Raw genomic sequence first — 12,879 nt, 5'->3', positions numbered from 1 at the left:
TCTGACATCTGCGGTTTATGTATCAATCAAAGACTTATGCAATTCAAGTCTATTAGATAGACTTAAAGATTGACTTAATAACCTGTTGTGGATTTAAATTATCTATTCCCAGAGCAGAACCAACATGGGAGCATCCCAGTTTTGCATTTAATAGTGCTGTCGAGAGATCGCTTATTATACGATACCCGATCTCTCGACAGCACTATAAGAAAAAAATGCTTTTTACAAAAATCAGATGCTCCCACCAACATCCTCCGCGACTGCATCGAAAACGGCGTCACAGGCTCGATCGCCAATTGCGACAACCCCGCTGCGCTGGCCAACTTGCTCAAACAGTCGGGAGAAAACTTGAATTTACAGCAAAATATGGGCATGGCAGCTCTGAAAAAGGATCGCAGCCTAAGTCACCAAGAAATGCACAAGCAGCGGTGGCAGCTTTTGTTAAGTATGTTGGAGCGATCGAAACAGTAGCCGATACCACCACTCCGGGCGATCGCACGATCTTGCCAAATCGCTACAACTTGAGCTAAAAAGTTGTTAAACCAACAACTGCACTTATGTCTAATGCCAGCGAGTCCAATCACCCGTATCCACTGCTGGTTGTCATTGTTAACTACCGAACCGCTAGTTTGACAATTGACTGCTTGCGCTCTCTAGTTAGCGAAGTGCAATCCGTCCCCGGTACGCGGGTTGTAGTTGGCGACAACGCATCAGGCGACAACTCTACCGCAGAAATACCAGCAGCCATAGACTCAGAAGGCTGGAGCGAATGGGCATCCTTCGTCCCCTTAGACCGGAACGGCGGATTTGCCTTCGGCAACAACGCCCTGATCCGTCCCGCCCTGCAATCCACCAATCCCCCCCCTTACGTCCTGCTGCTCAACCCAGACACCGTAGTTCGCCCCGGAGCTCTCAAAGCACTGGTGGACTTCATGGACGCTCATCCCGACGCTGGCATTGCCGGCAGCCGCTTGGAAGATCCTGACGGTACTCCCCAGCAGTCAGCGTTTCGGTTTCATACCCTAGCCAGCGAGTTCGATTTCGGCTGGCGGCTCGGGATCGTATCAAAACTGCTAGCAAGGTGGGCAGTAGCTCCTCCCGTCCCCCAAGAAACCTGCCAAACAGACTGGGTAGCAGGAGCTTCCGCGATCGTCCGCCGTGAAGTATTTGAGGCAGTTGGCCTGCTAGACGAAGTATATTTCATGTATTACGAAGAAATGGACTTTTGCCTGCAAGCTAACAGAGCAGGTTGGAGTTGCTGGTACGTACCAGAAAGCCGAGTCGTCCACCTCGTGGGGCAAAGTTCCGGCGTCAATAACTTTCAACCTCGGACTAAGCGACTTCCCCAATACTGGTACGATTCCCGGCGCCGGTACTTTGTCAAAAACTACGGTTGGTTGTACACAGCATTAGCCGATTTATTCTGGGCTTCCGGCTTTGTTTTTTGGAGAATGCGGCGGGTAGTTCAGCGCAAGCCGGATACAGATCCGCCGAAGATGCTCAGCGATTTCATGTCCAACAGCGTCTTTTTTAAAGGAGGCTAACTGCCCAACACGGGGAAATTGAGGATAGAAAATTTAAAAATTGATGTTCTGAGAATTTGCGCCCGCTTTTTCCACGATATTTTTAAAGTTTACGTTCTCAATTTTTCATTGATAGCGCGCACAAAGCCCAGTAGATAATAAAAATTTGCGCTTCTCAAAATAATTGGCTGCAGAAGCGCAGAATACACCAATATTGGCAGGTGATTGCAATGAACAGCGAACCCGAAACCAGCACTCTACTATCTGGCCGCTCCATACCAATAGCAGCATCGAAAATGTTTACCTACCCCACGCGATTGGCGAGTGCGTGGAAGCCCGATATCATGGAAATTAACTTGCCGGAATATTTATTAGAAAGACCGTCCGTAGAAATCATAGTTCGCCAAGGCTCAACCCGGTCAATAGAAAAAAATAGCGGCAATATTTACCAAAAAATCTACCGAAAATTAACCCCCCCGATGTTAGTTGACGGCTCGTACATTTTAGACTCCCGCTACGAAACAGATGGCAACATAGCCCACATGATGACTGGCGTAGTACCCCAACTTTTAGCTGCTAAAAAAATTTGCGACAAAATCACAGTGGTTGTGCGATCGAATGCTACCAACATGGCCAAAAATATCTACAACCTGCTGGGAGCATCCGTGCTGTGTACCGACAAAGATATTGACGGTAAGCTGATATTAGCAAGCCAAAACTATATGTACTCTTATGACGGGTGGTACACCAATTTATTCGGCGAATTGGATTTTGAAGGGTGGAGCCGCGAAACTCCAGAAAGAATATTTATTGCTCGCAAAGGAGCCAGAAGTTTAATAAATGAAAGCGAAGTAGAACAATTTTTGCAAGCATACGGATTTCGGAAATATTACTTTGAAGATATCCCGATTAGCGAACAGTGGTCGGTAGCAACAAATGCTAAAATCATAGTCGGAGTGCACGGGGCAGCTATCTCTCATTTGGTATTAAACCGTTACCGAGTTAAGCTAATAGAATTGTTTCATCCCGGTTATGTAGTCGATATGTACCGCAATATTGTCGGAGCTGTGGGCGGAACTTGGTGTGCCGTTAGCGGTCAAATTACACAAGACGTAATCGCAGAACTAGACTTTAAACAACAAGCTAGAAAGTTTGCAGCCACTCCCACCCGCATCGACCTAAATTCTCTGCGCATGGCATTAGAATATTTAGAGATCAGTGCAAAATAGTAAAATCACTCTGTTCCAAACAAACAAATAACCGATCGCCGGAATAAATTATGGTAGCGCAGCCGGAACTCACAGACACTGCAACTCAAAGAGAAATCCCAGAATTGGGACTTTGGCAACAAATCAAAGAAGACTGGATCGCTCACGGACGCGACTGGACAAAACCGGGATTTCGGGCCGTAGCCGTTCAAAGGTTCGGCGTCTGGAGAATGCAGGTAGAACCAAAACTGTTTCGGGCTCCGTTGAGCATTTTGTATCGATCGCTCTACCGAAAAGTCCGCAATACTTACGGGATAGACTTGCCTTTCACCGTTACACTCGGCCGCCGGGTCGTCATTGAACACGAAGGCTGTATCGTGATTCACGGTTACTGTGTCATTGGCGACGACTGTATCATCCGCCAAGGTGTAACTTTAGGAAATCGCTACTTGGATCGCCCCTTAGAAGCCCCAAAATTGGGAACGCGAGTCAACGTCGGCGCAGGTGCTAAACTTCTCGGGGGCATCAGTTTGGGAGACGGTGCAAACATTGGCGCCAACGCTGTTGTGCTGTGTGACGTGCCGGCGGGTCAAACTGCCGTTGGCATTCCGGCGAAGATCGTTGGAAGCAAAAAAATACAAGACAAAAATACTTAAATTACTAGATAGCATTGATTATGTCTCAATTGCATAAAGTTGGATTGGTGGCGATCGGACGCAACGAAGGATCTCGCCTCGGAGCGTGCTTGCGATCGGCGATCGGAAAAATAGCTTTGGTTGTTTATGTCGATTCCGGCTCAACAGACGGTAGCTTAGAGTTAGCACGGTCGATCGGAGCCGATACAGTAGAACTCGACCTATCTACACCTTTTACCGCAGCACGCGCCCGAAACGAAGGCTTTGCCCGCTTGCTGCAATTAGTTCCAGACATTGAATTTGTCCAATTTGTAGACGGTGACTGTGAAATCGTTGACGGCTGGCTCCAAGTAGCCGCGCAACAACTTACAGCCAAACCAGACGTAGCTATAGTGTGCGGGCGCCGGCGCGAAAGATTTCCCAACGCCACAGCATACAACCGACTGTGCGACATGGAGTGGGACACCCCCATCGGGGAGGCAAAAGCCTGCGGCGGCGACTCCATGATGCGCGTCGCAGCATTTCACCAAGCAGGCGGTTTCAACCCCGCACTAATTGCCGGCGAAGAACCGGAATTGTGCGTCAGGCTGCGTCAAAACGGCTGGAAAATCGATCGCTTAGATGCAGAAATGACCCTGCACGACGCCCAAATGACGCGTTTTGACCAGTGGTGGAAGCGTTCTCAAAGAGCAGGTCACGCCTACGCCGAAGGTTCCTGGCTGCACGGGAACACTCCCGAGCGCCACTGGGTCAAAGACACCACCAGCATCTGGTTCTGGGGATTCGTTTTGCCCGTGCTAGCAATCGGGACAGCCTGGTTGACACAGGGGTGGAGCCTGTTGTTGCTTGGAGGCTACCCGATACTTGGCTACCGCATCTATCGCCGGATGCAGCAAAACTTAAAATCAAAGGATGCAGCTCTCTACGCATTATCTTGCGTGTTGGGGAGATTTCCTCAATTGCAGGGTCAGATGCTGTTTCACAAACGCCGGTTGCTAGGACAGCGCAGCAACTTGATCGAATACAAAAGTGCAGCTACAATCACTCCCGAAGACCGGGTTTTACGATAAGCGCTCGATCGCTCCTACCTCTGAACAATCGGGCTAGATGTCAACAAACACAACTAATAAGTAGTGGCAAAAACTATTTGCGATCGGAGATTCCCCCTATGATTTCCAAGTATTTCAGTTCCCAGTTCGATCGGCGGTAAAAGCGCTTACCGCATAATTTTTGTGGCGGGCTGCACCATCGGCCCTGCTCGCCGAAGTTGGGTTCGATCGGCTGCGGCGAATCCTTCTAGATGCTGACTCTGCTAGTGAATTGTCTGCGACTGTTGGAGTCCGCATCAAATGTGGTGACTTCACAACTAAAGCTAACCAAAGAGTGCCTTGAGAATGCTATACTCAGTCGATTTCCAATGTTCTTCAAACAATGGCTGTGACACCATAATCTATCTAGTCAGCGATGAATCGAAGGCAGAAATTTCCCCCGATCGCGATCGAGAGTTTGGCGATCGCATCATCAATCGCCGTACTTTTCCGCAAACTTCGATCGAAGGTGTCCGCAGCGCTTCGATCCCAAAGCTGCTGCTGAGTCCGGCAAGTTGTTAACACTGACTCCGATTTCTACCTTTGGATACAAAGCTTTGCTGGAAAAAATTGGTTAGAGTTACCCATAAAATCCCCAAACTTAGATGCTAAAAAATATCGAGCGAAAAATAAAAACTCTCCTAAATGCACTGTGGTTGTGAATTCAGCACCGCGTACTCCCCTGTTACAACCAAGAAAATTACAAACAAAAGCATCAAAACAAATGAACAACCAAAAATTAAAAGTTTTATTAATTGTAGAGCAGTGCAACCCCGAGGCGGCATCTGTACCTTTGGTAGGTTACAAATTTTACCAAGCACTTAGCAAACTGGCAGATGTAACTCTTGTTACCCACGAAAGAAATAAAACTCCTCTGTCAAAGTTAAAAGAACACTCTAACATTAATTATATAGCCGAAAGCGAGCTGACAAAAAAATACTTTCCCATAGTGGTTGACCGCCTGACAATGAAAGGCAAAAATAACTGGCCTTTAGCTAATGTTTTAGGCTATCCAGTTTATGCAGAATTCAATCATAGAGTTTATGAAACCTTTAAAGATCGAATTCAGAGAGGAGATTACGATTTAGTTCATGCCTTAACTCCCATGCAGCCGCGATACCCTTTCAAAGTGATTAAGGCTTGTGCCCACACTCCAGTAATGATCGGGCCTCTCAATGGAGGCGTTCCTTTTCCCCCGGGGTTTGAAGAAATAGCGAAACAGGAATATGCTTACTTAAACTTTTTCAGAGCTGTGGGTAGAAAATTAATACCGGGCTATGTGGAAACTTATAAAAAAGCTGATAAAATATTAGCAGGTTCGAGATATACTTTGAACCTGATCAAAGAGATGTTTGCTATTCCCGACAGTCGAATTGAACTGTTTTACGAAAACGGTATTGCCAGCAGTTTTTTAACAGAAACAAAAAAAATCAGAAAGGGCAGTAAGATAAATTTACTGTTTGTAGCTCGGCTAGTTCCTTACAAATGTGCTGATATTCTCATAGAAGCAGTTAATAGATTAGAGCCTGATGTTAAAGAAAAAGTTTGCTTGACAATAGTAGGTGACGGGCAAGAAAGAAACTCTTTAGAAACTCAAGTACAGGAACTTAACTTAGGAGAAAAAGTCAAGTTTGCTGGTTGGGTAGGTCAAGAAGAAACAGTTGAATATTACAGGCAGGCAGATATTTTTTGCTTTCCTTCGATCAGGGAGTTTGGTGGCGCAGTGGTGATGGAAGCGATGGCTTGCGGTCTGCCTTGCATTGTTCCCAACAACGGCGGTATCGGGGAGTATGTAACTGAAGAAACAGGTTTTAGGATCGAGCCAAAGTCAAGAGAATATCTCACCCAAGAATTAAGCAACAAAATAAAAATTTTGGTCGAAGACGATAAGTTGCGGGAATGGATGTCTGCCAATTCGATGGAAAAGGCAAAAGAATTTGAATGGGATCGCAAGGCAGAAAAAATAGTTGAAATTTATCAAAAAATGATTGGCGAAAAAGCAGCTTCTCAGTCAAAGTAGTCTACTAATTCAGTTGGGAGCAAAACAAGTTATGCGAATTGTCATTGTCGCTCAAAATGCCTCAGCTAAATTCGGCGGCGAATCCTTACTGCCGCTGAACTACTTCCGAATACTTCGATCGCGACAAATTGAAACATGGTTGGTAGTTCACGCACGCACGCAGGCTGAACTAGAAGCTTTATTTCCCGAAGATTGCGATCGAATGCACTTCGTACCCGACACTTGGATACACCGACTGCTTAGGAAGATAGAGGAATTTTTGCCTCCAAGGATCGGCGCACCTACTATCGGTCTGCTCAGCCACATCTACACCCAAAAAATGCAGCGCCGCCTTGTTCAGCGACTGGTGAGCGAACACCAGATTGACATTGTACACGAGCCAACACCGGTCTCGCCAAAATTCCCCTCGCTGATGTTCGGATTGGGGGCGCCCGTAGTTATCGGGCCGATGAACACGGCGGTTAAATTTCCTTTGGCATTTCGATCGCGCCAAAATCCGACGATTGATATTTTAATCGAGTTCGGTTATCAGTTTGTCGATTTCTTCAACCGTGTTTTTCCCGGTAAAATTAAAGCCGAGACCCTCTTGGTGGCAAACGATCGCACAAAGAAAGCACTTCCGACTGGAGTGCAGGGTAAAATCATTGAACTTGTGGAAAACGGTGTCGATTTCTCGGTGTGGCGATCGGACTCTACCGCATCAAAGGAGCCAAATAAACAAATTCATTTTGTTTTCCTGGGACGGCTGGCAGACTGGAAAGGTGTAGACTTGCTGCTGGAAGCTTTCGCCGCTGTCCCCACTCAAACTGATGCGGTTTTGGAAATTATCGGGGATGGGGAGATGCGAGGAGAACTCGAAGCTAAAACAGCTCGTTTAGGTATCGAAAGTAGCGTTGTATTCAGTGGCTGGTTGTCGCAGGAGGAGTGCGCTCTCAAAATGCAGCAAGCCGATGCCATGGTCTACCCCAGCTTGCGGGAATGCGGCGGGGCCGTGGTGATGGAGGCAATGGCAGTCGGCTTGCCAATTATAGCAACGAACTGGGGCGGCCCAGCCGATTATGTCGATTCCACTTGCGGTATTTTGGTAGAACCAACTTCTCCAGAAGGCTTTATCAAGGGAATGAGTGATGCTATGCTGAAGCTAGGTGAGTCCGCGGAGCTGCGGCAAAGTATGGGTAATGCTGGACGGGAGCGGGTGCGGCAGCAGTTTGACTGGGATCGCAAAGTCGATCGCACGATCGAAATCTATCAACAAACGATCGACACTTGCCAAAAGCATTAACTAATCAAGCACTAAAGCAGCAGCTCTCAATTTGAAAGCTGCTGCTTGGGGTTGCTAAAAAAGTGTGTGGTTAAAAAAACCCACTCTCGATCCTAGCGGGCTAAAAACGGGTTAACCAGTATTTGGTTAACCCGCGAGCTTGGAAACGCGCACAGCGATTAGTTTTGGACTACCAACTTGACGTTGGCGTTTTGCAAACCGCGCTGCTTGACTGCTGCCAAGGTTTTGTTAACTGCGTACTTCTGGTTGATGGAGTTAATTAACTCAGTTTGATTGTGCTTTTTGGCGACGCCCCACAGGTCGGCAATCAAGTCAAAGGAGCCGTCGCTATTGCGAGACCAACCCAGGTCGTATTCGCCTTCCAGAATCGCCACGATGTCGGAGCGAACGCGCTGACCGTTATAACCGCGAACATCAGCTTCTGACTTGACTGAAATGCCCAAGTCACGTAGGGAAGCTTTCAAGATTTCGGCATCGGTGATTTTTGTACGCAGAGTGCTAAAGTGAGACATTGGATTTCCTCCTAATAAAACTGAGAGAGAAACAACAACGGTCTGGATTTAACGGTGCCGCTGGGCGGCTCTTCAATCGAACTGCTAGCTGTTGCTAGCCTTTGCTCCTGTTTGGACCAGGAGAAAGCTTTTAGAATTCCATTCGCTGGTATTCAGCGACGGAAGACGCAGCGGGCCGTGCGCGCTGTCTCGCCCAATCTCGGAGGGCGCTGACCTGTTCGGTCATTGTTTTAGACAGTGGCAATGTAGATTTAATGGCCGCGATGATATCTAACTGCGTAAACTCTCTATCTTGAGCGAAGGCCTCGTACATGGCTGCTACTAGCCCTTGCTCAATTTCTGCTCCTGAAAAGCCGTCGGAAACATTGGAAAGTTGCTCTAAATCGAAGCGAGAAATTTCCCGACGCCGTTTTGACAGGTGAATTTTGAATATATCTTGGCGTTCTTCTTTCGTTGGTAGGTCAACAAAGAACAGCTCGTCGAATCGACCTTTCCTCAAGAATTCCCCGGGTAAACGCTCGATGCGGTTGGCTGTTGCCATTACGAAGACTGGGGAAGTCTTTTCTTGCATCCAAGTGAGGAATGAACCGAAAATCCGGCTGGAGGTGCCTCCGTCTGAGTCGGCCGAACCAGTGCCTCCGGCAAAGGCTTTGTCTAGTTCGTCGATGAAGAGGATGGCTGGGGAGATGGATTCTGCGGTTTTGAGGGCGTTGCGGAGGTTGGCTTCCGATCGACCTACCATCGAGCCATCGTAGACTCTTCCCATATCTAACCTCAGCAGGGGCAGTCCCCAGAGGCGCGAAGTGGTCTTGGCAATCAGCGATTTTCCGCAGCCCGGTACACCGAGAATTAACATTCCTTTGGGTTGGGGCAGACCGTATTCTCTCGCCCGTTCTGTAAAGGCGTTGGAACGCTGTCTGAGCCACCGCTTCAGCTCTTCTAAACCGCCAACTGCATCTAGGGTTTCGTCTTCTTCAATGAACTCTAGAATGCCGTTGCGCCGAATTAATTGCTTTTTCTCCGACAGAACGATGTCTACTTCTTCTTCTGTTAAGCGCCCCGTGCAAACTTGGGCTTTGCGATAAACTTTTTCAGCTTCGTCCTTAGTTAATCCCAAGGCTGCTTTTAAAAGTTTTTCTCGCCCTTCTGTGGTAATGCGTCGCGATTTGGTTTGCTCCAACTGGCCAGACAATACCTGGTTTAGTTCCTTCATGTCTGGGAGCGCGAAGTCTAATACCACTACTTCCTTTTCTAGCTCGATCGGGATTTGCTGCAAAGGAGACATCAGTATAATTGTCTTTTGCGTTCCTTTGAAGTTGGCGATCGCATCTCGCAACCACCGCGTTACCGGAGGAGAATCGATAAAAGGATGTAAATCTTTGAAAATGTAGATGCTGGCGTTGCTGTTGGGTTCTCGCTGCCTGATCACCCACTCAATGGCTGCCTCTGGCGAGACGGTGTTGTGCTGGGTGGTGGTGCGGGGTTGACCGTATTCCACAATGCCGTGAGTTACAGTCCAGATAAATACTCGTCGCTGTGGTTTGGCTTGAGCTATTGTCGAAATTGCTTGCTCACACCGCTCTTCCTCGGATGTCACGAGGTAGATCAGAGGATATTGAGCTTGGATTAGGATACTGATCTCTTCTTGCATATTCCTCGACCCACTAGAGACGGTGCTATCTTTGCTGATTCTCAATGCTGCCTTTAGCCCTGTTACTGAAAATTTCAGGAAATTTCAGTTAGAGATGTTTTGGGAAGCAAAGCATTCTTAGCAGGGAACCAATTCTTCCTCTCCCGGTTGGGCAGTGCTGGCACTGACGCCCGACACTTGCTTGACTGGAAGCTCCTGCTCAGCCAATACGCTCGGCTGACTTGTTACCGATGCCAGTTCTCCATCTCGCATTACTACAGAACCCGTGCATTCTGGACAAGTGTACACCCGGTGGGTTTGTCCGTAGGAAGCTTCTACTTCGTCAACCAGTTCGGGGTTTCCTAGGTAGAAGACAATTGCCCTTTCTGCAATTGATGACATCGGTTCTGTTTCTACTGCGGCTTTAATTTTGAGCTGGCGATGCAGTTCAGGTGGAAGATACAGTGTAACTTTTTGCTTTTCTTGCATATCAGTGAATTGACTTACCCGGGTATGTATACTAGATTAGCCACTTAATTCTTTGCTGTCAAGCCTCTATGCTGCTTTAGCGTCATTATGTAATATTTCTTTACAAACTATCGGATTTTGGGGCGGCTAACAACGCAAAAACAATGGATATAGCTGATGAGGCAGCGACAGATATGACGATTTGAGATTTGAGATTTTAAATTTTAGAGGGGAATGACTGATGAGATAAAGGTTTGGAGTTGGCGTCAAGTGGTAGCGTCAAGGTCGATCGACTATACATATATATGCTGGTTTGTGGATTTGTCTAGGGGACGGGGAATGGGGAGTTGCAGTTATTCGTTTGATGAGGACTGAAATCCGAACGATCAAACATAGGGGAAACGGCGCGGGTAGATTAGCCGATCGCCCCGCGAGATATGGGAAAATCAATCAGAGTCTGCCGGTAAACATCCGGCAATCCCGTGTCAAAACACCGCCCTTGCACAACATAACCAGCCAATCCCTCGAACTCCCGCAACTTATCCAAACACGAAGTTAACTGAAATTCGCCTTTTTCTCGAAAATTAGCATTAATATGTTCTGCCAAATAATCAAAAATTTTAGAATCCAGGACATACATCCCAAACATAGTTAAAAATAAATCCTCCGCCATGCCTTCTACGCTTAAATGCTGCCGCGCATACTCGACATCCGGCTTTTCGTAAACTTGCGTCACAGACAAAATAGCATCTTGTTGCTGCCAAACACCCGCCGCACAGCCGTAGTGATGAATTACATCAGATGGTGTTACCCTCAAACTAATCACGCTTTGCTGCACTTGCGAGTAAACATCCAATAGCTGGCGCGCGCAAGAAATTTCAGTTTGCGACGAGTAAATGTGATCGCCCAAAAGCAGGAGAAATGGCTCGCAATTCGTCCATTCTCTAGCACAGAATACCGCGTGGCCGAATCCTTCCTGAACATCCTGAGTCAGAATTGTAACGCGCTGCCCCAACTCTTGTAAATATTGGCTATATTCCTGATTTTGCTGAGACAGTTTTTGGAAAAGTTGGGGAGACGGCCCAGTTTTAAAGAAATCTTCAAAAAAAGTGCGAGATCCATTTTGCACAACTATACCAACTTCCTCGATTCCCGCACTCAAAGCTTCTTCCACAATTGCCAAAATTATTGGTTTAGCGCGGCCGTCTCGATCGATAATTGGCAAAAATTCCTTCTTTACTGCCAAAGTTGCCGGGAACATCCGAGTGCCGAAACCAGCCGCCGGAATCACGGCTTTTCTGACTTGCAGTCGAGAAGTTTTTTCTGCATCTTTTCTTTCTTCTATCTGCGTGGAACAGGCGGGAAGCCTGTATATTTCTGGGGTGGCTGCATTAAATTCTGTTTCCGGCGGCAAATTTGTCTGAGAACTAATAGTCAGTTTCTGACATTCCATCTGAGGAAAATCGCTGTTGATAATATCGATAACCTGCTGTTGGCTTTCTGCGTCTTTCACGATAAACTGCGCCGTGCCGTCTCCCTGAGAACCTACTCCCTTACCGCCCAAAATATAAGGCCCAATCGGTTGATAAGTCAGGAGTTTGTGCAAGACAGGAGCAGTTAATTCCTCTGGACAAGCGGGGATTAAATGCTTGTCAAATTCCCTCTGGGCAACTTTCATCAACTCGCCGACTTTAGCCGCATCTCCCTGCTGTAAAGCTGCGGCGGCATCTTGGGTAATTTGAGAACTAATCGCACCGAGATATTTCTGCACGTTTGCTTGAATGTCATTCACAGCAAACGGGTAAGCCTGATTTAGGCTTGCCAGAATTTTTTGAGTGTTTTTGCTGGCGCCCAAATCAACGATGACAAAAAACAAATCTTGGGCAACTTTTAGCTCAACAACATCCATTTTATCGCCGTCAAAAATCATCATAATAGGGCGATTTCCATAGGCGCAACCCTGATCCATGCGGCCGCAACGGGAAGGTGTGGCTGTCTCGCCTAGATAAGCCATTTCCATTTCGGCACGGACGTTCATTTTTAAATCGTATAGGCGGTTAAAAGCGCGGGCTACTAACACGGAAATTGCGGCACTTGAAGACAAGCCTTTCTGAATTGGCAAATCTGTTAAATAATTGTCAATTTCTAGTCCTCCCCCACCGCCGCGGGAGATAAATTGAGCGGCAACACCGGCTGCATAACTGAAAAAAGTTCCTGTTTGGGCCTCAGCAAGCAGAGCATTTTTTGCCATGGGGAGTGCAGCTTCAATTTTTGTACCGTCATTTAAAGCTGCCCGCAAAATCAAGTGTGTCGGATGTTTTTTGACTTCGGCATAAATTCCTTGATTTGTAGTGGCTATCAAAGTGCAGCCTTTTTCTATAGCGGCATTGTGCGGGCGATAACTGGCGGCCCAATCGCTGTGCTCGCCAAACAAACAAAGGCGGCCCGGAACAAAAAGTTTCATTGCATCTATCTAAGGGCATCTATATTGTGATTACTTTAACCTGAAACGG

Annotated in this window: 13 protein-coding genes; 8 read left to right on the top strand and 5 right to left on the bottom strand. The window is 47.2% G+C overall.

Going from position 1 to position 12,879, the window contains the following annotated elements; translation table 11 throughout:
* The first annotated feature begins 153 nt into the window (after window positions 1-153).
* The 5 genes from QT974_RS01340 to QT974_RS01320 all read left to right on the top strand — a co-directional run bounded on the left by QT974_RS01340 (window position 154) and on the right by QT974_RS01320 (window position 4,436).
* Entirely contained in the window at window positions 154-471 is a 318-nt protein-coding gene (locus tag QT974_RS01340; protein WP_333466740.1) for a glycosyltransferase, read from the top strand.
* Window positions 472-557: 86 nt separating this feature from the next.
* Window positions 558-1,544, top strand: coding sequence for a glycosyltransferase family 2 protein (locus QT974_RS01335; protein WP_333466739.1), 987 nt, complete (start codon window positions 558-560; stop codon window positions 1,542-1,544).
* A 209-nt stretch (window positions 1,545-1,753) separates the two neighbouring features.
* Window positions 1,754-2,752, top strand: a complete 999-nt coding sequence (locus QT974_RS01330; RefSeq protein ID WP_333466738.1) for a glycosyltransferase family 61 protein — start codon at window positions 1,754-1,756, stop codon at window positions 2,750-2,752.
* A gap of 50 nt (window positions 2,753-2,802) precedes the next feature.
* Window positions 2,803-3,387: a serine O-acetyltransferase gene (locus QT974_RS01325; protein WP_333466737.1), complete on the top strand. Its 585-nt coding sequence runs from the start codon at window positions 2,803-2,805 to the stop codon at window positions 3,385-3,387.
* Between the two features lie 29 nt (window positions 3,388-3,416).
* Complete coding sequence (locus QT974_RS01320; RefSeq protein WP_333466744.1) at window positions 3,417-4,436, top strand: glycosyltransferase; 1,020 nt, start codon at window positions 3,417-3,419, stop codon at window positions 4,434-4,436.
* A 114-nt stretch (window positions 4,437-4,550) separates the two neighbouring features.
* On the opposite strand, the gene QT974_RS01315 is transcribed toward QT974_RS01320, so the two are convergent.
* On the bottom strand, window positions 4,551-4,730 hold the full coding sequence (locus tag QT974_RS01315; RefSeq protein ID WP_333466736.1) for a hypothetical protein: 180 nt from the start codon (window positions 4,728-4,730) through the stop codon (window positions 4,551-4,553).
* Between the two features lie 30 nt (window positions 4,731-4,760).
* Between QT974_RS01315 and QT974_RS01310 the strand changes: the two genes are divergently transcribed.
* From QT974_RS01310 to QT974_RS01300, 3 genes are all read left to right on the top strand, one after another.
* A complete protein-coding gene (locus QT974_RS01310; protein ID WP_333466735.1) occupies window positions 4,761-4,976 on the top strand; it encodes a hypothetical protein in 216 nt (71 codons plus the stop codon).
* A gap of 202 nt (window positions 4,977-5,178) precedes the next feature.
* Entirely contained in the window at window positions 5,179-6,474 is a 1,296-nt protein-coding gene (locus QT974_RS01305) for a glycosyltransferase family 4 protein (RefSeq protein ID WP_333466734.1), read from the top strand.
* 31 nt (window positions 6,475-6,505) lie between these two features.
* Window positions 6,506-7,756: a glycosyltransferase family 4 protein gene (locus QT974_RS01300; RefSeq protein WP_333466733.1), complete on the top strand. Its 1,251-nt coding sequence runs from the start codon at window positions 6,506-6,508 to the stop codon at window positions 7,754-7,756.
* 158 nt (window positions 7,757-7,914) lie between these two features.
* On the opposite strand, the gene QT974_RS01295 is transcribed toward QT974_RS01300, so the two are convergent.
* From QT974_RS01295 to QT974_RS01280, 4 genes are all read right to left on the bottom strand, one after another.
* A complete protein-coding gene (locus tag QT974_RS01295) occupies window positions 7,915-8,268 on the bottom strand; it encodes a DUF1257 domain-containing protein (protein WP_006635781.1) in 354 nt (117 codons plus the stop codon).
* A gap of 130 nt (window positions 8,269-8,398) precedes the next feature.
* Window positions 8,399-9,919: a stress-responsive protein Ycf46 gene (gene ycf46, locus QT974_RS01290; RefSeq protein ID WP_333466732.1), complete on the bottom strand. Its 1,521-nt coding sequence runs from the start codon at window positions 9,917-9,919 to the stop codon at window positions 8,399-8,401.
* Between the two features lie 117 nt (window positions 9,920-10,036).
* Window positions 10,037-10,387 (bottom strand): hypothetical protein, encoded by a 351-nt coding sequence (locus QT974_RS01285; protein ID WP_193974745.1) that lies wholly within the window; start codon window positions 10,385-10,387, stop codon window positions 10,037-10,039.
* A gap of 394 nt (window positions 10,388-10,781) precedes the next feature.
* A complete protein-coding gene (locus QT974_RS01280; protein WP_333466731.1) occupies window positions 10,782-12,830 on the bottom strand; it encodes a sugar phosphate nucleotidyltransferase in 2,049 nt (682 codons plus the stop codon).
* Between the last annotated feature and the right edge of the window lie 49 nt (window positions 12,831-12,879).

The organism is Microcoleus sp. BM001215392, assembly GCF_036700185.1.
GTDB lineage: Bacteria > Cyanobacteriota > Cyanobacteriia > Cyanobacteriales > Microcoleaceae > Microcoleus.
Note: the sequence above shows the minus strand (reverse complement) of the source record. Positions and strands in the feature narration are given on the sequence as shown.